We start from the raw sequence: 25756 nt of genomic DNA, 5'->3' as shown, positions 1-25756 counted from the left end.
CCAGATAAAAACGAATGGCAGGGGAACAAGGATTCGAACCTTGGTATGCTGGAATCAAAATCCAGTGCCTTAACCAGCTTGGCGATTCCCCTACGCAACTTGCTACTTGTCGCTACAGGCCGATATTATACAGCCATTTTCACGAGAAGCAAAATCTTTTTTCTCACTCACAACATGTCGATGATCGGATGCTGTTTCAGCGCCCTGGCTTTCCAGACTTTCCACTTGGTCGGTGCTTTTGCAAGCACCGCATCAGCTTCAGCTTCGGTTGCCACTGCACGAAACACACAAGCACCGGAGCCAGTCATCCTGGCGTCACCGTCAGCACTGAGCCATTCTACCGCTTCTGCCACCGGCGGGAACAACTCCATTGCCACTTGTTGTAAATCGTTTCTTCCGTATCCCTTTGAATCGTTTTGATTTTCAAGGTGGCTGGAAAAGTCCGTTATCTTAATGACCGGCGTGTCTCTTGTCAAACGTTCTGACGAAAAAATTGCAGGGGTCGGTACTTGCACGCCCGGTTCGATAACGATGTACCAACACTCGGGCGCCGCCACAGCCTGCAAATCCTCGCCCACGCCTTCTGCAAACGCGGTCTGGCCGAAGATGAAAAACGGGATGTCGGCGCCCAGCGGCAGGCCCAGCGCCATCAATTCCTGCTGGCTCAGCCCGGCATGCCACAAGGCGTTGAGCGCCATCAGGGTGGTGGCCGCGTCGGACGAGCCGCCACCGAGGCCGCCGCCCATCGGCAGCACCTTGTCGATGGCGATATCGACGCCGCGCGGCAAGGCGCCGGTGCGGCGCTGTACCTCGGCCTGCAACAGCCTGGCGGCGCGGATGACCAGGTCGCTCTCTTCGGGCACGCCGGCCAGGTCGGTCACGCGGCGCAGCGCGGTATCGTCACGCAGGGTGAAATGCAGGGTGTCGCCGTGATCGACCAGCTGGAACACGGTTTGCAGCAGGTGGTAGCCGTCGGCGCGGCGGCCGGTCACGTGCAGGAACAGGTTGAGCTTGGCGGGAGCCGGGCAGTTCAGTAACACGTTCATGGCGCGGGAGCATCGAGCACGATGCGGAACGACAGTTCGTCCACCTGCTGGCCCAGGGTCAGGCGGGTGACGTCGATGCGGCGCGGCTTGGGCACGGCAGCGGCGTCATCCTGCCAGCCCAGGTAATCGATCTTCCAGCCGTCGCGGGTGACCACGCTGTCATTGGCCGGCGAGGCCGTGAACTGCTTGCCGTCGGCGTCGGTGGCATGGCCTTGCAGCCAGTCGCGCAGGCCGCCCACGGGCAGGGTCCAGCCCAGGGCCTGGCGCGTGAGGCTGTCGAGGTCGGGCGCGGTGCGCAGCGGCTGGCCGCTTTGCTGCAGGGTCGCGGCCTGGGCGGTCACGCTGATGCGGGCCACGGTCTGGCCGGTGGGCGAATTGAGGCTGACATCGGTGCGCGCCGGCGTTTGCTGCCAGTTGAAGTTGCCATTCATGGCTTCCTTCTTGCCATCGCGGATAAAGCTGATGGCGATGCGGCCGTTGAGTTCGATCGTGTCCTGGTAGGCGGCCACCACGGCGGTCGAGCGCGGCACCGAGGCGCAGCCGGCCAGCACCGACAGCGCGGCAGCGAAGGCCAGCACCGGGGCGGTGCGGCGAAAAAGGGTAAAAGTCATTTGATTAGTTTTTTTTAGTTGGCCTGGTCGGTTTTCAGGCGCTGGTTGAGGCGCGCCAGCGTGCTTTTGAGCGCGTCGTTTTTAGGGTCCTTGCCATGGGCTTCCTGCCACAGCTTCTGGGCGCCGGCCGCGTCGCCCCTGGCGAACAGCACTTCGCCCAGGTGCACGGCGATCTCGGGATCGCTGCGCACCGCGTAGGCGCGGCGCAAATAGCTCTCGGCTTCGTCCAGGTTGCCCATGCGGAATTGTACCCAACCCATGCTGTCCATGATGAACGGGTCGCCAGGCGCAATTTTCAGGGCCTGCTCGACCAGCGCCAGCGCTTCGGGCAGGCGCTCGTTGCGGTCGGCCAGCGAGTAGCCGAGCGCGTTGTAGGCGTGCTGGTTGTCGGGCGCGGCGATCATCACCTGGCGCAGCGCGGTTTCCATCACCTCGACCTGGCCCACTTTTTCGGCGCCCAGCGCAAAGTCGTACAGCAGGTCGGGATTGTCGGGATAGCGCTTGACGGCGTTTTGCAGCACCATGAAGGCGGTGGTGGTGTCGCCGGCGTCGCGCAGCACCTGGGCGTCGGTCTGGAAGATTTGCGCCTGCTCGTCGGCGCCGTTGGCGGTCAGCTGCGACAGCTCCTTGCGCGCTTCGTCGAGCTTGCCCTGGCGGGCCGTGAGCACCGCCCATTTCAGGCGCGCGGCAAAGTACAGTTTTTCGTCGCTGCGATCGACCTTGTCGAGCCACTTGATGGCGGTGTCGACGTCGCCGCGCTGCTCGGCCAGTTGCGCCAGGATCATCAGCACTTTGACCGGGTCGCGCTCGTCGTCGGGATGCTCTTCGAGCACGCTGACAAAGCGGGTGAAATAGGTTTCGGCGCCGGCCAAGTCGTTGTTCTGCATGCCCATCACGCCCAGCGCGTACAGCGTGGCCAGGTTGTCGGGCTGGTCCTTGAGCAGCACCAGGAACTGCTGGCGTGCCGCCTCGGGCTGCTTGGCGTCGATCAGCACGCGGGCAAACGCAGCCCGCGCTTCGCGCGCTTTCGGGTACTTGTCGAGGAAGTTGTTGAGCACCTTGAGCGCCACCTCGATATCGCCCGAGACCTGGGCCTGGGTCATGGCGGCCAGCTCGGACGACGGTTCGATGGCGGCGGCTTTATCGGCCTCGGCGCGGGCGCGCGCGGTGTCATTGAGGGCAAACGCGCCCTGCGCCAGGATCAGGTGGGTTTCCACCAGCTTGTCGTATGGCGCCAGCACGCGCTCCTGCAAGGCAAACGCAGCGGCTTTATTCTGCGCCCGCAGCAGCAGTTGCTGCATCTGGAACATGGCGACCACGCGCGCCGGTCCCTGGGCCTGGGCCAAGCGCCTGGCAAAGATCGGTTCGACTTCGGCCAGGTCGTCGCCGGCCACGGCAAAGCCGAGGAAATACTGCGCGGCCTCGTCCGAATCGGGCGCCAGGCTGCGCCACAGGCGAATGGCGGACACCGCTTCGCTCCCCTGCTTGGCGACCAGCGCCATGTCGGCCGCGCGCTTGGCCAGGCGTGGATCGCGGGTTTGCTGGGCCAGCGCCATCATGGTCATGAACGGCCCCTGCCACTCGCCCTGCTTGAATTCCAGCTCGGCCTTGGTGATGCGGTACAAGATGTCGCCAGTCAGCGCATTGTTGGGCAGCGTTTCGTCGGCGACTGGTGTATCGGGTTGCTGAGTAGCTTGCTTCGCGGAATTGTCCGTGGGGGCGCTATCGGGTGCCGGGTTAGCAGCGGTAGCAGCAGGCGCTGGCGGCTGCGTGGCGCACGCCGACAGCAAGGCGGAGAGGGTTACAATGGCGAAAGCGTTTTTCAAGGGAACATCCTGGCTGGTGTACGGGAGCGCTTCGATTTTACGCGCAAGCCGGGGCTTGCGTCTTTTGACTAGTGTAACCAAATATTGAGCTTCAGCCAGTTCCCTCCTCCCATTCACCAGAGGTTTGCCCAGCAGATGCCAGAATTACCAGAAGTGGAAGTCACCCGGCGCGGCGTCGCGCCCCATCTCGAAGGTCGCGCCGTGCAGGACGTGGTGCTGCGCCGCGCCGGCCTGCGCTGGCCGTTTCCCGAGCAACTCCAGCAACTGCTGGCCGGCCGCTCCGTGCTGGCCACGGGCCGGCGCGGCAAATACCTGCTGGTCCATTTCGAACACGGCACCCTGATCATCCACCTGGGCATGTCGGGTCATTTGCGCGTGATGGCGGCCGGCATCGAACCGGAAAAGCATGACCACTTCGACCTGGTAGTGGCCAGCCCGGACGGCCCGCAAGTGCTGCGCATGAAAGATCCGCGCCGCTTTGGCGCCGTGCTGTGGCATGACGCCACCGAAGGCGCGCTCGAGAGCCACATCCTGCTGCGCGCGCTGGGCGTGGAGCCGCTGGAAGACGGTTTTTCGGGCAAGCTGCTGTACGACCGCACGCGCGGGCGCAGCGCGCCGGTCAAGCAGGTGCTGCTGGCCGGCGATATCGTAGTGGGCGTGGGCAATATCTACGCGTCGGAAAGCCTGTTCAAGGCCGGCATCAACCCGAAAACGCCGGCCGGGCGCATCAGCCTGGCGCGCTACGACAAGCTGGCGCAGGCGATCCGCGAGATCCTGGCCGAGGCCATCATCCAGGGCGGCAGCACCTTGCGCGACTTTATCAGCGTCAATGGCCAGTCCGGCTATTTCCAGCAGACGTATTTCGTCTATGATCGGGCGGGCGTGCCATGCAAGGTATGCGCGGCGCCGGTACGCCAGATCAAGCAGGGCCAGCGTTCCACGTTCTACTGCATAAATTGTCAAAAATAGAGGCGTAGCCGATGATGGTCAGCGATTTCGAGCACTACAGCGCCTGGCGCCAGGGCGTGGTCACCGCGCTGGAGCAATACCAGGCGTGGGTGGCCGAGGCCGCCCTGCTCGATGCCGCCACCGCCCAGCGCATCACCCGCACCCTGGCCCGGCTGGCCGACGACAAGCTGTCAGTGGCCTTCGTGGCAGAGTTTTCGCGCGGTAAGTCGGAGCTGATCAACGCCATATTTTTTGCCGACTACGGCCAGCGCATCTTGCCGTCCTCGGCCGGGCGCACCACCATGTGCCCGACCGAGCTGATGTACGACGCCGCGCTGGCGCCATCGCTGCGCCTGCTGCCCATCGAAACCCGCGCCGACAACCTCTCCACCGGCGACTACCGCGACCAGCCGTCCGCCTGGACCGTGCTGCCGCTCAACCTCGACGCCGGCGCCCACATGCACGAAGTGTTCAAGCAGGTGAGCATGACAAGGCGCGCTCCGGTCGAGGAAGCGCGGCGCTACGGCCTGTACGACGACGAAGACCCCGACCTGCGCGACGCGGTGGACGAGCACGGCACGGTGGAGATCTCGCTGTGGCGCCATGCGATCATCAATTTCCCCCATCCTTTGCTCAAGCAAGGCCTGGTAATCCTCGACACGCCGGGTTTGAACGCCATCGGCACCGAGCCCGAGCTTACGCTCAACCTGATCCCCAACGCCCACGCCGTGCTGTTCATCCTGGCTGCCGATACGGGCGTGACGCGCAGCGACATCGAGGTGTGGCGCAACCATATCGGCGCCGGCGCCGGCCGCATGGTCGTGCTCAACAAGATCGACAGCATGTGGGACGAGCTGCGCAGCGAGACCGAAGTGAACGACGAGATCGCGCGCCAGCAGGCCAGCGTGGCCCAGGTGCTGGCGCTCGAGCCGCGCCAGGTGTTCCCGGTCTCGGCGCAAAAGGCGCTGGTGGCCAAGATCACGCACGACCCTGCCCTGCTGGCGCGCAGCCGCCTGCAGGCGCTGGAAGCGGCCCTGTTCGACGAGCTGATCCCGGCCAAGCAGGACATCGTGCGGCGCCAGTTGCGCGAGGATTTACAGGCGTTAAGCAGCGCGCAAGCGACCATGCTGACAGCCCGCGCGCGCGGCATCGTCGAACAGTTGCACGAACTGCGCAGCCTGCGCGGCAAGAACCGCACCGTGATCGAACACATGATGCGCCGCATCGACATCGAAAAGCGCGAGTTCGACGCCAGCCTGTTCAAGCTGCAAGCCACGCGCGCCGTATTCACGCGCCTGTCCACCGGGCTGTACACCAGCATCGGCATGGACATGGTGCGCGACGATATCGACCTGGTGCGCGAGCACATGCAGCGCAGCCGTTTTTTCCTCGGTGTGCGCGAAGCCGTGCGCCAGTATTTCGAGCGCATCCGCGCGCGCCTCGACGCAGCCGAACAGAAAACCGCCGAAGTGAGCGAGATGATGGGCGTGATGGTGCGCCGCTTCGCCAGCGAACACGGCATGAGCCTGGCGCTGCCGCTGCCGTTTTCGCTGGCGCCGTACCGCACCGAGATCGCCAACATCGAGGCGATTTACTATAAACAGTTCGGCACCGCCACCCTGATCACCACCAGCCGCGTGGTGCTGATGGAAAAGTTTTTCGACACCATCGCGTCGCGCGTGCGCGGCTGCTTCAAGTCGGCCAATGTCGATGCCGAGGCGTGGCTCAAGGTGGTGATGGCGCCGCTGGAGGCGCAGATCCGCCAGCACAAGGATCAACTGAAACACCGGCAGGCATCGATCCAGCGCATCCACGACGCCACCGACAGCCTGGAACAGAAAATCGAGGCGCACGAGCGCGAGCAGCACACGCTCGACGCCCAGAAAGTGCATCTGCAACAACTGGCGGCAGCCATCGCCAACGCCATCGAGACCGGTCTTGAGGAAGACCCGGCGCGCGCGGCCGCTTAAGAAATTTACCCAAGGACATGATGAAGTACACCGCAGTAGCGCATTACGCTGACCCCAGCTTTTCCGACGCCCTGATCGCCTGGCAACAACAGCACGGCCGCCACGCCCTGCCGTGGCAAAACACCCGCGACGCCTACCTGATCTGGCTGTCCGAAATCATGTTGCAGCAAACCCAGGTCTCAGCCGTGCTCGGCTATTACGCCCGTTTCCTCGAACGCTTTCCCACCTTGCGCGACCTGGCCGAAGCGCCGGTCGAGGACGTGATGGCGCAGTGGAGCGGCCTTGGCTACTACACCCGCGCGCGCAACCTGCACAAGTGCGCGCAGCGGGTGGTAGCCGAATACGACGGCGTGTTCCCGTCCGACCCGGCGCTGCTGGCCGACCTGCCCGGCATTGGCCGCTCGACGGCGGCGGCGATCTCGGCCTTTTCCAGCGGCACCCGCGCGGCCATCATGGACGGCAACGTCAAGCGCGTGTTCGCGCGCGTGTTCGGCATCGACACCTTCCCCGGCGAGCGCAAGACCGAGGAAATGATGTGGCTGCGCGCAGTCGCGCTGCTGCCCGAGCAAGGCATCGAATCGTACACCCAGGGCTTGATGGACCTGGGCGCCACCGTGTGCACCCGCAGCAGCCCGGCATGCGAACGGTGCCCGATGCAGACGCGCTGCGTGGCCTTCGCCACCGGCCGCACGCGTGATCTGCCGGTGCGCAAGCCGAAAAAAATCTCGCCGGAAAAACACGCGGTGATGCTGGCGATTGTCGATGACGGCCAGGTACTGCTTGAGCAACGCCCACCGACCGGCATCTGGGGCGGCCTGCTGTCGCTGCCCGAACTCGACGGTCACCTGCTGGCCGAGGACGACGACGTGCCGGCGGCAGACGATGCGCTGCTGTTACAGGCGGTGGGGAGATTCGGCGAGATGGAATCGGCCGAGCGGCTGACGACAGTGACGCATGTCTTTACGCACTACAAGCTGCACATTGCGCCGTACCGTATCACCCTGGCACGCCGTCGGCACATGGCAGCCGAGGACGGTTACGTGTGGCTCGATGCCGCAAAACTGGCGGACGCGGCGCTGCCAGCACCGATCAAGAAGCTGTTGCTGGAGTTGATGGGGGATGGCAAGGCGGCGCAGCAGCGGATGGACTTCTAAGGCACATAGCGGGCGATGGCAAAAGTTACGCCGACCAGCGCAACCGAGGTGGCGACAAACCACTTGATGAGGTTGGATTCCAGCCGCGTCACTTTGGAGTCCATCTCGGCAAACCTGAGATTGACTTGACCGAACTGGACAGCAATTTCCTCACGCAATATAGCGATATCGAGCTTGCTGGCGTAATGGTCGGCGACGTGTTGCTTCAGTTCCTTGAACCGTTCGACAACTTCGGCTTCCATGATCGCTCCTGCATAAAAGTGAAGGTGGACCTTGATGATCTGCCGCACACCCCACGTTGTCAAGCGGCGCGCTGTTGCGCCAGATCAGAGCTCATCGAGCGAAAACAGGCGCCGATGTTCGCGGATCGCGTAGCGGTCGGTCATGCCAGCAATGTAGTCGGCGATCTTGCGCGCCTGCCGGCCAGCATCCCCATCCTTGTCGTGGTAGTCGGGCGGCAATAGCACCGGTTCGGCCATGAACGACTCGAACAGCTCGCGCACGATGCGGCTCGCTTTGACGCGCATGCGGTTGACCTGGTAATGGCGATACAGGTTCTCGCGCAGGAAGCGTTTGAGCTCGGTCGCATCCTTGCGGATCGGGTCCGAAAAGCGGATCAGCGGCGGCGCCTGGCGTACTTCATCGAGCGAACGCGGCGCCACGTCGGCGATCAGCGCGCCGGATGTGACGATCAGGTCGTCGGCCAGCGCCGTGATCAGGCGCCGCAAGGTTTCGTAGATGGCGCGCCGGCCGGTGAGGCCCGGGAACGCCTGCTGCACATCGCGGTACAGGCGCGCAAAAAAATCGACCTGCTGCAATTGCTCGATGGTGATCAGGCCAGAACGCAGGCCGTCGTCGATGTCGTGGCTGTTGTAGGCGATCTCGTCGGCCAGGTTGGTCAGCTGCGCTTCCAGCGACGGCTGGGTGCGTTCGATGAAGCGGATCGCCACCGGCCCCAGCAGGCGGGCATTGTGCAGCGAGCAGTGCTTGAGGATGCCCTCGCGGGTTTCGAACATCAAATTGAGGCCGTTGTAGGCGCCGTAATGCTCTTCCAGTTCATCGACCACGCGCAGGCTTTGCAGGTTGTGCTCGAAACCGCCGTGGTCCTTCATGCACTCGTTGAGCACGTCCTGGCCCACGTGGCCGAACGGCGTGTGGCCGAGGTCGTGCGCCAGCGAAATCGCTTCCACCAGGTCTTCGTTCAGGCGCAGGTTGCGGGCGATCGAGCGGCCCACTTGCGCCACTTCCAGGCTGTGCGTGAGGCGCGTGCGGAACAGGTCGCCCTCGTGGTTGAGGAAGACCTGGGTTTTATACTCGAGCCGGCGGAACGCCGACGAATGGATGATGCGGTCGCGGTCGCGCTGGAACTGGCTGCGCGAGGTATGCGCGGCCTCCGGGTAGCGGCGGCCGCCGCCAGCCGCAGCAGACGCCGACGACGAGTGCGCGGCATAGGGAGCCAGATATTCTTCAGGCACCATGATGATTCCTTAAATGTGCGCCGCCAGCGTGGCCAGCAGCAATTCCTGCGGCGCATTGGTAATGCTCGGCGCACCCAGCGGCTTGAGCAGGATGAACTTGATGGCGCCGCCTTCGTTCTTCTTGTCCACTTCCATCAGTTCGAGCCAGCGCGCGGTGCCCAGGTCGGGCGCCTTGACCGGCAGACCGGCAGCGGCCACCAGCGCACGCACGCGCGCCACCGATGGCGCGTCGATCAGGCCCATGCGCTGCGACAGGTCGGCCGCCATCACCATGCCACAACCGACCGCCTCGCCATGCAACCACTCGCCGTAGCCGAGACCGGCTTCGATGGCGTGGCCGAACGTGTGGCCGAAATTGAGGATGGCGCGCAGGCCGCCTTCGCGCTCGTCCTGGCGCACCACGTCAGCCTTGATTTCGCACGAACGGGCGATCGCATACGCGAGCGCGCCCTTGTCGCGCGCCATCAGGAGGCCGATATTGGCTTCGATCCAGTCGAAGAACGCGGCGTCGATGATGGCGCCGTGCTTGATCACCTCGGCCAGCCCGGCCGACAGTTCGCGGTCGGGCAAGGTTTCCAGGGTGGACGTGTCGGCGATCACCGCGCGCGGCTGGTAAAACGCGCCGATCATGTTCTTGCCCAGCGGATGGTTGATGCCCGTCTTGCCGCCCACCGACGAATCGACCTGCGACAGCAAGGTGGTCGGTACCTGGATGAAATCGACGCCGCGCATATAGCTGGCGGCCGCGTAGCCGGTCAGGTCGCCGATCACGCCGCCGCCCAGGGCGATCAGCGTGGTCTTGCGGTCGGCCTTGTTGGCCAGCAGGGTGTCGAAGATCTGCATCAGGCTGGCCCAGTTCTTGAACTCTTCGCCGTCGGGCAAAATCACCGACATCACCTGCTTGCCGGCCGCGCGCAGCGCCGACTCCACGCGCTCGAGGTACAGCGGCGCAACGGTGGTGTTGGTGACGATGGCGACCTTGCCGCCATTGACATGGCGCGCCAGCAGCGACGGGGCTTCCAGCAGCGATGGGCCGATCGAAATCGGGTAGCTGCGCTCGCCCAGGTCAACATTTAACAGGATGGTGGATTCTTCGTTCATCGATGGTTGGGCTCTGGTGGAACAGTTGGGCGCGGCTTCGCAGGCCAGCTTTTCCAGTTGATTCAGGATGGTCAGGACCATCGATTGTACGTTAGGACGGCCGGTATCGATGACGATATCGGCGATTTCCAGGTACAGCGGATCGCGCACCGCCATCAGCTCCTCGAGCTTCTTGCGCGGATCGGCGGTTTGCAGCAGGGGCCGGTTCTTGTCGTGCGCGGTGCGCTGCAGGATGCTGTTGACGGTCGTGCGCAGGTAGATCACCGTGCCGCGCGCCTTGAGGTGGGCGCGGTTGTCGGGATTGAGCACGGCGCCGCCGCCGGTGGCCAGCACCAGGTCTTGCTGGCCGGTCAGCTCGCGGATCACGTCGGCTTCGCGGCGGCGAAAGCTCGGCTCGCCCTCGATCTCGAAGATCCACGGGATCGACGCGCCGGTGCGCGCCTCGATCTCGTGATCGGAGTCGACAAAGCGCAGCCCCAGCTTGCGGGCCAGGATGCGGCCGATGGTGGTCTTTCCAGCACCCATCAAACCGACTAGAAACACATTTTGCATGCAAAATCCAACTAAATGCGGGCGGCTCCGACGCCCGCACACGCCCTCGCATCAAGCCCCGTTACCGAGCGGCTATTGCGGGTTGCTGCACGTCGTCGCCACCCCGTATGGGCTGACCGCGCCCGGCGGCGCGACATTCTGGTTTGTGTAATCGCTACTCAAACCTAGCAAGTGTACCAGAGAGGTATAGGTCGACTCGCTGCCATTTGACTGTCCGCGCACGGTCAGGTTCACATCGAGCCAGTTGGCGCGGTCGCGCGGATACACCAGCGACACCGTGGCCCGTCCGGTGGCGTCGGTGGTGACGGCCGGCGTCACGTTGACCGGAATGCCCGGTTCGAGCTTGCCATTGCCGTTCAGATCCTCGCCGGCATCGAGAATGCCGTTGCGGTTCAAGTCCTCGTTATCGCACGGTACTTTCTGCACCGGCGCCCATGGTCCCGGGGCGGTGTAGGTCATAAAGCCCTTGAAATATTGCACCGGCAGCACCGACGCCGTCAGGCGCACGCCGGACACCGCATTGCCGGCCGCATCGGTGACGAACACCGCGTAGTCCTGCTGGTAGGTGGAACTGTCGGGCGTGGTGATCAGGTTGCCGGTGCCGGCGCTGATGAACAGCGAGCGCTGCGCCACGGTCAGCATGGCGGTGGCGCTGTTGTTGACCACGCTCCCACCGACGATGCGGGCGCGGATCTGCACGCCGTTGGTGGCGGTGGGCGTGGCGCCGGCAATGAAGCTCACCGTGGCCGAGCCGTCGGCGGCGGTGGTGACGTCGGATGGCTGGGTGAGCGAACCGCCGCTGGCATCGGACACGATGGCAAACGACACCAGCGCGTTCTTGACCGGGTTGTTCTGCGCCGGGCCGTCGCGCACCACGGCGCGCAGCGTGCCCTGCTGGCTGATGCTGCCGGGCGTGTTTACCCCGATCACGGCCGGGTCGGCCTGCACCGTGATGGTCGATGCGGTGGTGAGCGGCGCAACGAATTCCAGGTCGGACTGGGTGCCCAGCACGCCGGCCCTGGCCGTCAGCGTGGCCACGCCCGGACTGTTGGCATCGATATAGGCGGTGGCGGCGCCGCCGGCGAGCGTCAGCGCGCCGTTCAAGGGCACGGTACAGGTGGCATTGGTGTACACGGTGCCGCGCGAGCTGCTGATCGTCACATCGCCGGTGCTGCCACCGGTCACTGCTACCTGGCGGCAACTGCCGATAGTGGTGCTGGTGACCACGTTGCCACCGCCGTCCTGCACGCGCACGGCAAAGCTCGAGGTGTTGATCGCAATCGTGGTCGATGCCGTCTCGCCCAGCGAGCGCACGGTGATCACGTCGGTGCTGCCGCCACTGGCTGCATAGGTCAGGATCAACTGGCCGGCAGCGTTGGTCACGGCCGTGCCGCCGCCCTTGACCGTGAGCGCATTGGCGGTTGATGAGAACGTCACTGGCTTACCGACCAGCGCATTGCCGGCCGAATCGACCAGCTTGACCGCGACATCGAAAGCCGCGCCCGCGTTGATGGTGGACGGTGCATTGACGGTGAGCCGGTTGCCGGCCACGTTGACCACGGTGGAGACCGCCATGGCCCCCACCGCGCCGGCGGTAATGCGGATCGCGCGGGAGGCGGGATCGCCACCGGTGCTCAGCTTTTCGCTGACGATGCCCTGGGCATTGGTGGTGCGCGAGGTCAGCGTCAGGCTGCCGGAATCGGCTTTCAGGTCCACCACCACGCCGGGCAGCGCGGTATTGTTGGCATCGCGCACCAGCGCCACCACCGTCACTTCGCTGCCGGCCGCGCCGGACGAGGCCAGGCTGCCGCTGTCGGTGGTGAGCGACAGCGACGGCACGGCGGCCACTACCGCCACCTGCACCGGCGCCGACGTGCGTCCGCCGGCGCTGGCGGTCACGGTGATGGTGCGCAGCGACGCGTCGCCCGCCACGCTGAGTTTTTCAGCCACCTGGCCGGCCGTGTCGGTCAGGCGACTGGTGCTGCCCACGGTGCCGGAACTGGCGGTAAAGCTCACCGTCTCGCCGACCAGCGCGTTGCCGCCGCTGTCCTTGACGATGGCAGTCAACGTCACCTCGGTGCCGGCCAGGCCGGACGAGGCAATCGTGGCGGCGCTGGCCTGCAACGCCACGCTGGCGACTTTGGAGGCCGTCGGAGGCGTGACCGTGCCGGTACCGCCGCCGACCGTGCCGGGCGAGCCGCCACCGCCGCCGCAGCCGCCCAGCAAGGTTGTAAACATGGTCGCTGCCAGCCATCCGATGATGCGTTTCATACAGTATCCCCTGTCAAACTGCTTACTTGATTTTGTCGGTGACAATCTTCGGCGTGATAAACACCAGCAATTCGGTCTTGTCGTTGGTGCGGCCCGTGGTGCGGAACAGGTAGCCGAGCACCGGCACGTCGCCCAGCAGCGGCACCTTGCTGGTCGAATTGCGCTCGGTCTGCTGGTAGATGCCGCCCAGCACTACCGTGCCGCCGTTTTCCACCATCACCTGGGTCTTGATATGCTTGGTGTCGATGGCAAAGCCGGACCGGGTTTCCTGGCCCACGCTGTCCTTGTTCACATCGACCTCGATCACCACGTTGCCGTCGGGCGTGATCTGCGGCGTCACTTCCAGCCGCAAATTTGCCTTGCGGAACTGGATCGACGTGGCGCCGCTGCTGGTGGCCACCTGGTACGGCAGTTCGATGCCCTGCTCGATCAGCGCCATCGCCTTGTCGGCCGTGATCACGCGCGGGCTGGAAACGATCTTGCCGGTGCCGTCGGCTTCCAGCGCCGAAAGTTCGAGGTTGAGGAAGCGGTTGTCGGCCGCCGAGAACAGGCTCAGTGCCAGGCTGGCGGCATTGATGCCGTTGATGCCGGCGGCCGGCAAATTGACGAACTGGGTGTTGTTGTAGCTGCTGGTAGTGGGCGCGATCTGGCCGGTCACCTCGCCCACGCCGGTCATATTGCCGCCGATGCCCACCCGGCTGTTGCCATTGCCCACCTGGTAGCCCGAGTCACCGCCGCGCACGGTGCGCATGTCGGAAAAGCCGAGCTTGGCGCCGAGGTTGCGGGTGAAGGTATCGCTGGCCTCGACGATACGCGCCTCGATCAGCACCTGCTTGGTGGCGACATCGGTCTTGGCGATCAGGCGCCGCACGTCCTCGATCTTGGCCACGGTATCGGTGACGAACAGCTGGTTGGTGCGCGGCTCGATGATGGCGCTGCCGCGCCGCGACAGCACGCGGTTGCCGGCGCCGGCGGCCGCGTCAAGGCCGAACACGGTGCGAAACGCCTCGGCCTTCTGGTAGTTGAGCTGGAAGATTTCCGATTTCAACGGTTCCAGGTCGGCAATCTGGGCGCGATGCTCGAGTTCGAGTTTTTCCTTGGTCAGCAGCTCTTCCTTGGGCGCGATCCACAGCACCGAGCCGTTCTTGCGCATATCGAGACCCTTCGCTTGCAGGATCACGTCCAGCGCCTGGTCCCACGGCACGTCTTTCAGGCGCAGGGTCAGGTTGCCGGTCACGCTGTCGCTGGTGATGATGTTCAGGCCCGAGACGTCGGCAATCACCTGCAGCGCCGCGCGCACCTCGAGGTTCTGGAAATTGAAGGTCAGCTTGTCGCCACGATAGCCTTGCGAGCCCTGCACGATGCGGCGCGGATCTTCCTTGATCGGCCGTACGTCCACCACCAGCTGCGCATCGTTCTGGTACACGCTCTGCTCCCACAGGCCGCGCGCCTCGACGGTCATGCGCGCATGGTCGCCCTGCTGCACCGTGGTGACAAAGCTGACCGGCGTGCCGAAATCCCCGACGTCGAGCCGGCGCCGCAACGATTCCGGCGCACCGGCGCCGATGAAGTCCACCACCACGCCGGTGGGGGTTTGCCGCACATCGGCCGCTGCGCCACGGGGCAGCTCCACCACCACCCGCCCCTCGCCGTTGTCGCCACGGCGGAAGTCGATGGTTTTCAACTGCGGCCGCTCGCTAGCCGCAGCAGAGGCGGCCGAGGCAGCCGAGGCAGCAACGCCGGCGCCGGTATCGATGGTCAGCACCACGGCCTTGCCGTCGATGGCCATGCTGTAGCCGAGGCTGCGATTCAGGTGGAACAGCAGCCGCGCGCGGTCGCCCGCCTGCACCACGTGCACACTGCGCAGGTCACCGAGGCCGAAGTCGTGCTCGGTCTTGCCGGTGCGGTTGGCGATCGCGCCGAAGTCGAGCGCGATGCGCGCCGGGTTGCTGATGGCAAACGCCGCCGGCAACGCGGTCGGCGGCTGCGTCAGCCCGATGCGCACCACCAGGTTGGCCCCCTGCTGGCTGGCGGTAATGGAGTCGATGGCGTTGCTGTCCTGGGCGCGAACGGCGCCGCCGCCAGACAGCAACACGAGCAACAAAAATAGTTGAGCCATCAGTCGAGCCCTCATTTGGCGGTCTCCTTGCTTTCCTGTAGTTCCAGCGTGGCCAGGTGTTCGGCCCAGTCGCCGGTGGCGTCCTGCACGACTTCGCGGATGGACACGGTGGTATCGGTAATGCCGGTGATCACGCCATGGTTCTGGCCCAGGTACTGCCCCTTGACAGCCTTGTACACGTTGCGGTCGATCTGCAATACCGCGTACATGGTGCCGTTCATTTCCATGGTGCCCACCATTTTCATGGTGTCGAGCGGGTAGTTTTCCAGCAGTTCCTTGCGCCGCTTGAGGTCAGGCGCCAGGCCGCCGCCACCGGCGCCGACGTCGAGCCCCTGCCGCGCCAGCTCGGCGAGCAGCTTGTTGGGGTTGAACGGATCGAGCACGTCCTTTTGCTGGTAGGCGAACGGAATGAAGGTTTTCGGTTCGGCCAGCGGCGGCACGCCGACCTTGGTTTCCGCGTCGACCTGCTTCATCCAGGCGCGCACTTCCTGCACGTCGCTGTCGCCGCAGCCGGCCAGCAAGAGTAACAACCACCATGGACGGGGGCGCAGGTTCATGATCGCTTGGCCGCTTTCTTTTTGGCGTCAGCCGCCTTGCGCTGGGCCTGCACCTCGTCGGGGTCGAGGTAGCGGAAGGTCTTGGCGACGGCGTCCAGCGTCAGCACGCCGTCCTTGTTGGTCGTCAGCGTCATGTTGTTGAGAGTGACGATGCGCGGCAGGTTGGCCATGTCGGCGGCAAACGCGCCGATGTCGTGGTAGCTGCCGGTGACCTTGATGTCGATCGGCAGTTCGGCGTAGTAATCCCTGAGCACCACCTGGGCCGGCTTGAACAACTCGAACTGCAGGCCGCGCCCGGAGCCGGCCTGGTTGATGTCGGTCAGCAGCGCGGCCATCTCGGCCTTGCTCGGCAGCTGCTTTTGCAGGCGGTCGACATAGCGGTCCACTTGCAGCTTTTGCGCCTGCAACGCTTCCAGGTTGACCGCCTTGGCGGTCTTCAGGCGGTATTCCGCGCGCAGCCGCACCTCGGCCTGGGCGCCGGCGTCCTGCATCTCGAACTGGCCGCTCCAGTAGGCGAAATAGCCGCCCACGATCGCCGCCACCGCCACGCCGGCGGCGCACAGCACGCGCGGCGCCAGCGGCCACTGGCCCGGCTGGCGGCGGTTGAGGTTGCGAAACTGCGCGGTAAACCGTGCGAACAGTTCGCCCAGGTCGGGACCGCTGCGGCGCTTGGGTTTGCTCTTCATACTGCCGGTCCTCCCGCGGCTGCTGGTGCTGCTGGTGGTGCTGGTACTGTTAATGGTGCTGGTACTGGTACTGGCAATGGTGCTGATACTGGCGCCGCGCCGGGCCGCTGCAGCGGGGCCGCCACATCCTTGTCGCGCGGCCGGCGAATGTTGACGATCAAGTTGAATTCGACCACCTTGCGCACCGTGCGTCCCTGCGCCAGCGGCGCGGCTTTCACTTCGATCAATTCCGGCTTTTCCAGCCAGGGCGAGACGCCGGCCAGGTTGCGCAGCAGTTCGGACACCCGCTCCTGCGATTGCGCATAGCCGTCGATGGTCACCTTCTGCCCCTCCTGGCGAAAGCCTTTCAGGTACACGCCGGCCGGTGTTTGCCGGACCAGCTCGTCGAGCAGGTACACCGGCTGGTTGCGGTCGCCCTGCAAGTCCTCGACCGCTTGCTGGCGCGCTTTCAGCGCTTCGATTTCCTGTTTCAACGTAGCGATGCGGACGATCTTTTTATCGAGCTCGCCGATGGCCGAGGTCAGTGCGCCGTTGCGCTCGTCCTGGATCGAAATCGCACGGGCGTTGTACGCGCCCACCATCAACACCACCGCCACGCCCGCGACGCCGCCCAGCGCCAGCAGCGCCACGAAGGCGGCCTGCTTCTGCTTGCGCTTTTCTTCGCGGTGGGGCAGCAGGTTGATGCGTATCATCAGCCGAACCTCCGCAACGCCAACCCGCAGGCCACCAGGTAGGCCGGACCGTCGAGGCGCAACTGCGATTCGCGCACCGTCGGTCCCAGTTGCATGCCCTTGAAGGGCGCAGCCACCGCGCAGGCGATGCGGGTGCGGCTGGCGATCAGGTCCAGCAGCCCCGGCAGCAAGGCGCAGCCGCCGGCCAGGAACAGCCGGTCGATGCGCGTGTAGGGGGTGGACGTGTAAAAGAACTGGATCGCACGCGTGACTTCCATCACCGCGCTTTCGAGGAATGGCGTGAGCAGTTCCGGTACGTAGTTGTCGGGCAGGTCGCCGGTTTTCTTGCGCGCCTCGGCCTCCTCGAACGCCATGCCGTAGGCGCGCACGATGTCGTGGGTCAGTGAATTGCCGCCGAACGGCTGCTCGCGCTCGTAGACGGTGGCGCCGTCGAGCATGACGGAAATATGCGTGACCTGGGCGCCCACCTGGAACAGCGCCACCACCCGGCCGGCGCCCGCCTCGGGCATCAGGGCGGTGACGCGGTCGAGCGCGGCGCGGGCAGCGTACGATTCGATGTCCATCACCGTCGCTTTCAAGCCGGAGGCCTCGGCAATCGCCACCCGGTCCTCGATCTTTTCGCGGCGCGAGGCAGCCAGCATCACTTCCACGTCCTCGGGCGAATTGGCGGGGCCGATGATGTCGAAGTCCAGGCTCACTTCATCGAGCGCGAATGGAATGTACTGGCTGGCCTCGGACTCGACCTGCATTTCCAGTTGCTCTTCCGACAAGCCGGCAGCCAGGATGATTTTCTTGGTGATCACCGAGGCCGGCGGCATGCCCAGCGCCACCAGCCTGGCGCGGGTGCCGCTTTTCTTGCACACGCGACGCAGGGTTTCCACCACCTGGTCCATGTTCTCGATGGCGCCATCGACCACGGCGCCGCGCGGCAGCGCCTCGGCGGCATAACGCTCGAGCCGCAACTCGTCCTTGGCGCCTTGTGCCAGTTCCACCAACCGTACGCACGATGTACTAATGTCAATCCCGATCAATGGCGGATTACGGGGGCCGAAAAGGGCCTGGAATGCATTCATGCGCGTCCCCAGAGTGAACTCCTACAGTAAGTCGAGCCTGTAGCGGTGTAAAGATATTTCTGTCGTGCACGATTCGCTTTCACCACACTTATTACCGTTGATCATGCCGGCGCGGCAAAACCGGGCCGCCACAGGCGCGCCGCTGGTTCGGCACTCGCTTATAATGGCCCGGATTATTTTCAGAAAGATCGAACTGCATGGCTTCTTCCAAATCGGCTCCTCCCACCGGCGACGGCGACACCCCGCGCGCCGGCGGCAAAACCAAATCCGCGTCGCCAGCGTCGCGATTCTTCCTGATCGCCGGCCTGTCCGCGCTGGGCCTGGCCGTGGGCGGCGTGCTGCTGGTGGTCTTCGGCCTGGCGATGGCCTACCCCAACCTGCCCGAGCTCGACACCCTGACCGACTATCGTCCGAAGATGCCGCTGCGGATCTTCTCGGCCGATAACGTGCTGATCGGCGAGTTCGGCGAGGAGCGCCGCAACCTGGTGCGCATCAAGGACATTCCCGACGTGATGAAGAGAGCCGTGCTGGCCATCGAAGACGACCGCTTCTACGAGCACGGCGGCGTCGATTACACCGGCATCCTGCGCGCGGCCGTGCACAACGCCACCGGCGGCGCCAAGCAGGGCGCGTCGACCATCACCCAGCAAGTCGCGCGCAACTTCTTCCTGTCCAGTGAGCAGACCATCAAGCGCAAGGTCTATGAAATGCTGCTGGCCTGGAAGATCGAGAAAAACCTGAGCAAAGACCAGATTCTCGAGGTGTATATGAACCAGATCTACCTGGGCCAGCGCGCTTACGGTTTCTCGTCGGCCGCGCAAATCTATTTTGGCAAGAATATCCGCGACATCAGCGTGGCCGAGGCGGCCATGCTGGCCGGCCTGCCCAAGGCCCCTTCTGCCTACAATCCCGTCGTCAATCCCAAGCGCGCGCGCACCCGCCAGCAGTACATCCTTACGCGCATGCACAGCCTGGGCTACATCAGCGACCTGCAGTACGAGGAAGCGCGCGCCGAGCCGCTCAAGGTCAAGACCGACAGCAGCGAGTTCGGCGTACACGCCGAGTACGTGGCCGAAATGGCGCGCCAGCTGGTCTATGAACAGTTCAAGGAAGACACGTATACGCGCGGCCTGAACGTGTTTACCACCATCACCAAGGCCGACCAGGACGCTGCCTACCTGGCGCTGCGCCGTGGCGTGATGGACTACGAGCGGCGCCACCCGTATCGCGGCCCGGAAGCGTACATCGATATCCCTGCGAAAAAGGAAGACGCCGACGACGCCATCGAAACCGAACTGGCCGACCACCCGGACAGCGACGACATCATTGCCGCCATCGTGCTGCAGGCCACCCCGCAGCTGATCGTGGCGGTGACCGCCTCCGGTGAAGAAATCCGCATCAGCGGCGCCGGCCTGGCCATGGGCCGCGCCTGGCTGTCGGACAAGGCCGCGCCCAACAAGCGCATCCGCCGTGGCGCCGTGGTGCGCGTGATGCGCGAAGAAAAGGACTGGGAACTGACGCAGATGCCGCAGATCGAATCGGCCTTTGTTGCAGCCAGCACCGAGGACGGCGCCATCAAGGCCATGGTGGGCGGTTTCGACTACAACCGTAACAAGTTCAACCACGTCACCCAGGCGTGGCGCCAGCCGGGTTCGTCGTTCAAGCCGTTCATCTACTCGGCCTCGCTCGAGCGCGGCCTGTCGCCCTCGACCATCATCAACGATGCGCCGATCTCGTTCGACGCCGGCCAGACCGGCGGCCAGGCCTGGGAGCCGAAGAACTACGACGGCAAATACGACGGCCCGATGACCATGCGCCGTGGCCTGACCAAGTCGAAAAACATGATTTCGATCCGCATCCTGCACAAGATCGGCGCCAAGTATGGCCAGGAATACACCACGCGCTTCGGTTTCGACGCCGACAAGAATCCGCCGTACCTGACCCTGGCGCTGGGCGCGGGTAACGTCACGCCGCTGCAAATGGCCGGCGCGTACGCGGTGTTCGCCAACGGCGGCTACAAGGTCAGCCCGTACCTGATCGCCAAGGTGACCGACGCCGACGGCAAGATCCTGTCGCAGGCGACGCCAGACAAGGCTGGCGACGAGAAGAACCGCGTGATCGACGAGCGCAACGCCTTCCTGATGGACAGCATGCTCAAGGACGTGGTGCGCTTCGGCACGGCGACCAAGGCGCTGGCGCTCAAGCGCCCCGACATCTCGGGCAAGACCGGCACCACCAACGATTCGATCGACGCCTGGTTTGCCGGCTACCAGCCCAAGCTGGTGGGCGTGGCCTGGATCGGCTACGACCAGCCGCGCAACCTGGGCAACCGCGAAACCGGCGGTGGCCTGGCGCTGCCGATCTGGATCAACTACATGCAAAAGGCGCTGAAAAACATTCCGATCGAGGAGCGCGCGGTGCCGGAGGGCGTGATGCTGGTCGGCGACGAGTACTATTATGCCGAGAACCCGCCGGGCACCGGCGTACACAATATCGACGGCGCCAACCAGGGCACCCCGGCCGAAGAAAAGGCCAAGGACGCGGTCAAGAACGAGTTGTTCTAGGGGAAGCTCGACAAACCTACTGCGCGGCCCGCTATCGCCGCTGCGTTGCTCAGCGTACCTGCGTACGCTTGCGCTACTCCCGACGATATCGAGCCGCTCGCTACGGTTTTTCGAGCTCCCTCGCCAGCCGGGCTGGCATAAAAAAACGGCGGCCCTGGTGGCCGCCGTTGTTGTGTTTATACCGGAACTTCTCAGCCCGAGATCACCACAGGCGCCCCGCCTTGTGCGCTGACCATCTCCGACAGCGACGCCAGCATTTCCGAGCCGTCACGGGTATTGATCCACTGGCCTTCCTTCTGGCGATAGTGATAACCGCCCGAACGCGAAGCGACCCACAGCTCCTTCATCGCCGCCTGGCTGTTGACGATGATCTTGGAACCGTTGTGGAGGAATTCGATTTCCAGCACGTTGCCGCTGCGGCTGCATTCGACGTCGATCATGTCTTCGTCGTTCAATTTGTCCAACGCCGCCTCGATGGCGTCGAGGGTGGCCTCGGCCTGCGCCAGGAATTCTGAATCGCCCATGCTAAACTCCGATATCTATAGTCAATCCGTGATTCTATCGTGAAGTCTGTCTCGACATCCCCTATTCGTTATGCTGTCTCTCCGATTATCGGCGCCGCCACCGTGGCGCTGACGGTCATGCTCAGCGGTTGCGGCCAACCCGGCCCGCTCTACCTGCCCAAGCCGCCAGTGTCCAAGCCTGCCAAGAGCAGTACGGTCCCGGTATCCCCGGCCGCCGAACCGCCGGCGCCCATCGTGCCCACGCCGGCCGAGCCGATTGCACCGCCGTCCATGCAGTCTCCCACCACCGTACCGACCATCAAATAATTCTATGTCGCAATTTTCGTATCAAGACGGCGTGCTGCACGCCGAAGGCGTGTCGCTGGCCGCCATCGCTGCCGAGCATGGCACCCCGACCTATGTGTACTCGAAAGCCGCGCTGCTGGGCAACTTCGCCTCGTACGCCGACGCCTGCCGGGGCCGCGACGCGCTGGTGTGCTACGCCATGAAGGCCAATTCCAACCTGGCGATCCTCGACCTGCTGGCGCGCCAGGGCGCCGGGTTCGACATCGTCTCCGGCGGCGAGCTGCAACGCGTGCTGGCCGCCGGCGGCGACCCGGGCAAGGTGATCTTCTCGGGCGTGGGCAAGAGCGTCGATGAAATGCGCCTGGCGCTGTCGCACGACATCCTGTGCTTCAATGTCGAATCGATCCCCGAACTGCACCGCCTCAATGACGTGGCCGGCGCCATGGGCAAGACCGCGCGCATTTCGCTGCGGGTCAACCCCAACGTCGATCCGAAAACCCACCCATACATCGCCACCGGCCTGAAAGCGAGCAAATTCGGCGTCGCGTTCGATGACGCGCTCGACACCTACCGCGCCGCCGCCGCGCTGCCGCACATCGACGTGGCCGGCATCGACTGCCACATCGGCTCGCAACTGCTGGACGACCAGCCGCTGCTCGAAGCGCTGGACCGCCTGATCGAACTGATCGACCGCCTCGGCGACGAAGGCATCACCTTGCACCACCTCGACATGGGCGGCGGCATCGGCATCGACTACCGCGAAGCCGGTGAAGCGGCGCCGGTACCGGTGGGCGACTACCTGGGCCGCGTGTTCGCCCGCATCGACGCCTGGCGCGCCGAGCGTTACGCAGGCCGTCCAATCAAGGTGATTTTCGAACCGGGCCGCTCGATCGTCGGCGACACAGGCGTGCTGCTGACCCGCGTGGAATTTATCAAGCACGGCGAAGAGAAGAACTTCTGCATCGTTGACGCCGCCATGAACGACATGGCCCGCCCGGCCCTGTACCAGGCCTGGATGGACATGCAACCGGTGGCGCAAACGGCTGCCGAGAGCAAGACCTACGACATCGTCGGCCCGATCTGCGAATCAGGCGACTGGCTGGCCCGCGACCGCGACCTGGCCGTTGAAGCGGGCGACCTCCTGGTCATGCACTCGGCAGGCGCCTACGGCATGACCATGGCCTCGAATTACAACACCCGCGGCCGCGCCGCCGAAATCATCGTCGACGGCGCCACCACCCACATAATACGCCGCCGCGAAACCCCAGCCGAGCTCTACGCCCTCGAATCGCTGATCAACTAACACTTCGGGGTCAGTGCCGACATTCGGACACGAACTCAAGCTATAGCAGCTGAGCTTGTGTCCGAATGTCGGCACTGACCCCGAACTAGTTTCAGGCCTTGGCCTGCTTGCGCAGCGCCCAGAACACCCTCAATCCCAGCAGCACTGCCAGGATCGAGCCGTAGATGATTGGTTCGGTAAAGTTGTGCTTGCCTGCTTTCATCCACCAGAAGTGCAGGATCGCCAGCGGTGCGATCACGTAGATCAGCCGGTGCAACCACTGCCAGCGCTTGCCGCCCAGGCGGCGGATCATGGCGTTGGTGCTGGTGGCCGCCAGCGGTATCAAGAGCACAAAGGCGATGAAGCCGACCGTGATGAACGGGCGCCGCAGCACGTCTTTCCACATTTCCGCCAGGTCGAAGAAATGGTCGAACCATAAAAACGTCATGAAGTGCAGCACGGCGTAAAAGAACATGAACAGGCCCAGCATGCGGCGCAGCTTGACCAGCCAGTTCCATTTACTCACACGCCGCAACGGCGTGACCGCCAGCGTAAAGCACAGGAAGTACAAGGTCCAGTCGCCGGTGGAGCGCGTGATGAATTCGAGTGGTTCGACCAGTTGCCCGGTCACCGTCAGGTACACCATGCGCGCCAGCGGGATCAAGGCGGCCAGGAATACGCCAGCCTTGATCAGGCTGGTCTGGCGCGCGGTGGGATTGAAAGCCATGCTGTGCTACGCCCTCAATAGAATTTTTTCAGGTCCATGCCGGCGTACAACGGTGCGACGTCGCTGTAGCCGTTGAACATCAAGGTCTTGCGCTTGCGGGCCAGGAAACCGTCTTCGCCGATGCGGCGCTCGGATGCCTGCGACCAGCGCGGGTGGTCGACGTCGGGGTTCACGTTGGAATAAAAACCATACTCGCGCGGCGCCGAGATATTCCACGACGTGCGCGGCATGTCCTTCACGAAGCGGATCTTGACGATCGACTTGGCCGACTTGAAACCATATTTCCAAGGCAAGACCATGCGCACCGGCGCGCCGTTCTGGTTCGGCAGCACTTCGCCATACATGCCAAAGGTGAGCAGCGCCAGCGGGTGATTGGCTTCATCGATGCGCAGCCCTTCCGTGTACGGCCACTCGAGCACGCGGCTGTTCACGCCCGGCATCTGCTTGCGGTCGTTGAGGGTGATGAATTCCACGTACTTGGCGTTGCCGGTCGGCTCGACTTTCTTGATGATCTCGGAGAACGAGTAACCGACCCACGGAATCACCATCGACCAGCCTTCCACGCAGCGCAGCCGGTAGATGCGCTCTTCCATCGGCGCCAGCTTGAGCAGCGCGTCGATGTCGAGCGTCATCGGTTTTTTGACTTCGCCTTCGATCTGCACCGTCCACGGCCGGGTTTTCAGGGTGCCGGCGTTCGCTGCCGGGTCACTCTTGTCGGTGCCGAACTCGTAGAAATTGTTGTAGGTGGTGGCGTCCTTGTACGGCGTCTGCTTGTCGAGCGCCGAATAGGCCGGGTTGAGCTTGGCCGGCAGCCTGGCCAGACCGGCGCCCTGGGCGAACGCTTCGCGGTTGGCCATTTCCAGCAGCGCGGCGCTGCCGATGGCACCGGCAGCCACCTGCTTGATGAAGGTGCGGCGCGATTCGTACAGCTCGCGCGGCGTGATTTCCGACGAAAACGGCAGTTCGATACCGTTGGGGCTACGCTTGATCAGCATGTTGTCTCCAGAAAAGGGGCAAGGCAATAACACCACCTTACACCAATCCCGGGAAACAAAGATGACAGCTCAGTTAACTAGGAAAATAGTTTTACAGCTTGCCGTACGAGTGCAGACCGGACAGGAACATGTTGACGCCCAGGAAGGCGAACGTGGTCACCAGCAAGCCCACCAGCGCCCACCAGGCCGCCGGACGGCCGCGCAAGCCCGTCATCAGGCGCATGTGCAACCAGGCCGCGTAGTTGAGCCAGACGATCAGCGCCCAGGTTTCTTTCGGGTCCCACGACCAGTAGCCGCCCCACGCTTCGGCTGCCCACAGCGCGCCGAGAATGGTGGCGATGGTAAAGAACGCGAAACCGGCCGAGATGGCCTTGTACATGACATCATCGAGCACCTCGAGCGACGGCAGGCGGTCCGCCAGGCGGCCCGACGATTTGAGCAGGTAAGCCATTGCCACCATGGCAGCGAGCGCGAAGTTACCGTAGCCGATGAAGTTGGCCGGCACATGGATCTTCATCCACCAGCTTTGCAGCGCCGGCAGCAGCGGCTGGATTTCGGCCGCATCGCGCGACGTGGTGTACCAGAACAGGAAGCCGATGGCAGCCGTGATAATCAGCAGCACGAACGGGCCCATCTGGCGGGTCTTGTAGCGGTCCTCGAAATACAGGTAGAACATCGCCGTGATCAGCGAGAACAGGATGAACACTTCGTACAGGTTGGAGACGGGAATATGGCCGACGTCGGCGCCGATCAGGTACGACTCGTACCAGCGCACCATCATGCCGGTCCAGCCCAGCACCACGGCAGCCCAGCTTAGCTTGGTGCCGAGGCTGCTCCACGCTTCCGAGCGGCCGGCAAAGCCGATCCAGTAGAACAGCGTGGACAGGCAGAACATCACGCTCATCCACAAAATCGCCGATTGGCTAGAGATCATGTAGCGCAGCCAGAACTTTTGCGTGCCCATGTCGAGCTGGCCCGCGTACATCGAGATCGCCCACAGCGACAGCAAGGCGACCAGCGCCATCAGCCAGCGCACCGGCTTCCAGTGCCAGCCCAGCGCCGCGAACACGGGTGCGCACAGTAGCATGATCGCTTCCTCGTACACGTCCATGAAATGGCCGTAGCGGTTGAAGGCGAACACGGCGCCGGCCAGCAAGGCGGCGGCGAACAGCCAGTCCACCACGGTCAAGCGCTTGAAGTAGCCGGGCGCCTGCACATAGGTGCTGCCGCTAGCCTGGGTGGCAGGTGTCGAGCCTTGGGATTTTTCAGTCAGTTCCATCATTTCTCCGTGCTGC

Annotated in this window: 22 protein-coding genes and 1 tRNA gene; 6 read left to right on the top strand and 17 right to left on the bottom strand. The window is 64.2% G+C overall.

Going from position 1 to position 25756, the window contains the following annotated elements:
- Positions 1–15 precede the first annotated feature (15 nt).
- From J2X54_RS03500 to J2X54_RS03485, 4 genes are all read right to left on the bottom strand, one after another.
- Positions 16–92: transfer RNA gene (locus tag J2X54_RS03500), tRNA-Gln, on the bottom strand.
- 75 nt (positions 93–167) lie between these two features.
- Positions 168–1046 (bottom strand): 4-(cytidine 5'-diphospho)-2-C-methyl-D-erythritol kinase, encoded by an 879-nt coding sequence (gene ispE, locus J2X54_RS03495; protein ID WP_310177912.1) that lies wholly within the window; start codon positions 1044–1046, stop codon positions 168–170.
- Complete coding sequence (gene lolB, locus J2X54_RS03490; RefSeq protein WP_310177910.1) at positions 1043–1657, bottom strand: lipoprotein insertase outer membrane protein LolB; 615 nt, start codon at positions 1655–1657, stop codon at positions 1043–1045. The genes ispE and lolB overlap by 4 nt, the downstream gene beginning before the upstream one ends.
- Before the next feature lie 14 nt (positions 1658–1671).
- Complete coding sequence (locus tag J2X54_RS03485) at positions 1672–3483, bottom strand: tetratricopeptide repeat protein (protein ID WP_310177908.1); 1812 nt, start codon at positions 3481–3483, stop codon at positions 1672–1674.
- Between the two features lie 135 nt (positions 3484–3618).
- Between J2X54_RS03485 and mutM the strand changes: the two genes are divergently transcribed.
- Genes mutM through mutY form a run of 3 tightly spaced genes read left to right on the top strand, consistent with a single transcriptional unit; the run spans position 3619 to position 7555 of the window.
- Positions 3619–4452, top strand: coding sequence for a bifunctional DNA-formamidopyrimidine glycosylase/DNA-(apurinic or apyrimidinic site) lyase (gene mutM, locus J2X54_RS03480; RefSeq protein ID WP_310177905.1), 834 nt, complete (start codon positions 3619–3621; stop codon positions 4450–4452).
- Positions 4453–4466: 14 nt separating this feature from the next.
- Entirely contained in the window at positions 4467–6401 is a 1935-nt protein-coding gene (locus tag J2X54_RS03475; protein WP_310178403.1) for a dynamin family protein, read from the top strand.
- A gap of 20 nt (positions 6402–6421) precedes the next feature.
- Positions 6422–7555, top strand: a complete 1134-nt coding sequence (mutY, locus tag J2X54_RS03470) for an A/G-specific adenine glycosylase (RefSeq protein WP_310178401.1) — start codon at positions 6422–6424, stop codon at positions 7553–7555.
- On the opposite strand, the gene J2X54_RS03465 is transcribed toward mutY, so the two are convergent.
- The 9 genes from J2X54_RS03465 to J2X54_RS03425 all read right to left on the bottom strand — a co-directional run bounded on the left by J2X54_RS03465 (position 7552) and on the right by J2X54_RS03425 (position 18084).
- The gene (locus tag J2X54_RS03465) at positions 7552–7797 is read right to left on the bottom strand and encodes a hypothetical protein (protein WP_310177903.1); all 246 of its coding nucleotides are present in this window, start codon (positions 7795–7797) and stop codon (positions 7552–7554) included. The genes mutY and J2X54_RS03465 overlap by 4 nt on opposite strands.
- Before the next feature lie 84 nt (positions 7798–7881).
- Entirely contained in the window at positions 7882–9033 is a 1152-nt protein-coding gene (locus J2X54_RS03460; protein ID WP_310177901.1) for a deoxyguanosinetriphosphate triphosphohydrolase, read from the bottom strand.
- A gap of 9 nt (positions 9034–9042) precedes the next feature.
- Complete coding sequence (gene aroKB / locus J2X54_RS03455; RefSeq protein ID WP_310177898.1) at positions 9043–10686, bottom strand: bifunctional shikimate kinase/3-dehydroquinate synthase AroKB; 1644 nt, start codon at positions 10684–10686, stop codon at positions 9043–9045.
- A gap of 72 nt (positions 10687–10758) precedes the next feature.
- Positions 10759–12957, bottom strand: a complete 2199-nt coding sequence (locus J2X54_RS03450) for an Ig-like domain-containing protein (protein ID WP_310177896.1) — start codon at positions 12955–12957, stop codon at positions 10759–10761.
- A gap of 22 nt (positions 12958–12979) precedes the next feature.
- Positions 12980–15076, bottom strand: a complete 2097-nt coding sequence (locus J2X54_RS03445) for a type IV pilus secretin PilQ family protein (RefSeq protein ID WP_310177893.1) — start codon at positions 15074–15076, stop codon at positions 12980–12982.
- Between the two features lie 11 nt (positions 15077–15087).
- Positions 15088–15633, bottom strand: coding sequence for a pilus assembly protein PilP (locus J2X54_RS03440; RefSeq protein ID WP_310177891.1), 546 nt, complete (start codon positions 15631–15633; stop codon positions 15088–15090).
- On the bottom strand, positions 15630–16319 hold the full coding sequence (locus J2X54_RS03435) for a type 4a pilus biogenesis protein PilO (RefSeq protein WP_070245952.1): 690 nt from the start codon (positions 16317–16319) through the stop codon (positions 15630–15632). Before J2X54_RS03435 ends, J2X54_RS03440 begins: the two co-directional genes overlap by 4 nt.
- Positions 16316–17011: a PilN domain-containing protein gene (locus J2X54_RS03430; RefSeq protein WP_310177886.1), complete on the bottom strand. Its 696-nt coding sequence runs from the start codon at positions 17009–17011 to the stop codon at positions 16316–16318. The genes J2X54_RS03435 and J2X54_RS03430 overlap by 4 nt, the downstream gene beginning before the upstream one ends.
- On the bottom strand, positions 17011–18084 hold the full coding sequence (locus tag J2X54_RS03425; protein ID WP_070245953.1) for a pilus assembly protein PilM: 1074 nt from the start codon (positions 18082–18084) through the stop codon (positions 17011–17013). Before J2X54_RS03425 ends, J2X54_RS03430 begins: the two co-directional genes overlap by 1 nt.
- Before the next feature lie 197 nt (positions 18085–18281).
- Between J2X54_RS03425 and J2X54_RS03420 the strand changes: the two genes are divergently transcribed.
- Positions 18282–20648, top strand: a complete 2367-nt coding sequence (locus J2X54_RS03420; protein WP_310177881.1) for a penicillin-binding protein 1A — start codon at positions 18282–18284, stop codon at positions 20646–20648.
- 191 nt (positions 20649–20839) lie between these two features.
- On the opposite strand, the gene cyaY is transcribed toward J2X54_RS03420, so the two are convergent.
- The gene (cyaY, locus tag J2X54_RS03415) at positions 20840–21172 is read right to left on the bottom strand and encodes an iron donor protein CyaY (protein ID WP_310177877.1); all 333 of its coding nucleotides are present in this window, start codon (positions 21170–21172) and stop codon (positions 20840–20842) included.
- Between the two features lie 39 nt (positions 21173–21211).
- On the opposite strand from cyaY, the gene J2X54_RS03410 reads away from it, so the two are divergent.
- A complete protein-coding gene (locus J2X54_RS03410) occupies positions 21212–21478 on the top strand; it encodes an LPS translocon maturation chaperone LptM (RefSeq protein ID WP_310177874.1) in 267 nt (88 codons plus the stop codon).
- 4 nt (positions 21479–21482) lie between these two features.
- Entirely contained in the window at positions 21483–22760 is a 1278-nt protein-coding gene (lysA, locus tag J2X54_RS03405; protein WP_310177873.1) for a diaminopimelate decarboxylase, read from the top strand.
- 91 nt (positions 22761–22851) lie between these two features.
- Here lysA and J2X54_RS03400 read toward each other — a convergent pair whose 3' ends face one another.
- From J2X54_RS03400 to ccsB, 3 genes are all read right to left on the bottom strand, one after another.
- Positions 22852–23466, bottom strand: coding sequence for a protein-methionine-sulfoxide reductase heme-binding subunit MsrQ (locus tag J2X54_RS03400; RefSeq protein WP_310177871.1), 615 nt, complete (start codon positions 23464–23466; stop codon positions 22852–22854).
- 14 nt (positions 23467–23480) lie between these two features.
- A complete protein-coding gene (gene msrP, locus J2X54_RS03395) occupies positions 23481–24461 on the bottom strand; it encodes a protein-methionine-sulfoxide reductase catalytic subunit MsrP (RefSeq protein ID WP_310177869.1) in 981 nt (326 codons plus the stop codon).
- A 91-nt stretch (positions 24462–24552) separates the two neighbouring features.
- On the bottom strand, positions 24553–25740 hold the full coding sequence (ccsB, locus tag J2X54_RS03390) for a c-type cytochrome biogenesis protein CcsB (protein ID WP_310177868.1): 1188 nt from the start codon (positions 25738–25740) through the stop codon (positions 24553–24555).
- Positions 25741–25756: the final 16 nt, after the last annotated feature.

The sequence above is a fragment of the Duganella sp. 3397 genome, from assembly GCF_031456625.1.
GTDB classification, from domain to species: Bacteria; Pseudomonadota; Gammaproteobacteria; order Burkholderiales; family Burkholderiaceae_D; genus Rugamonas; species Rugamonas phyllosphaerae.
This window is presented reverse-complemented; position numbering and strand designations above follow the sequence as displayed.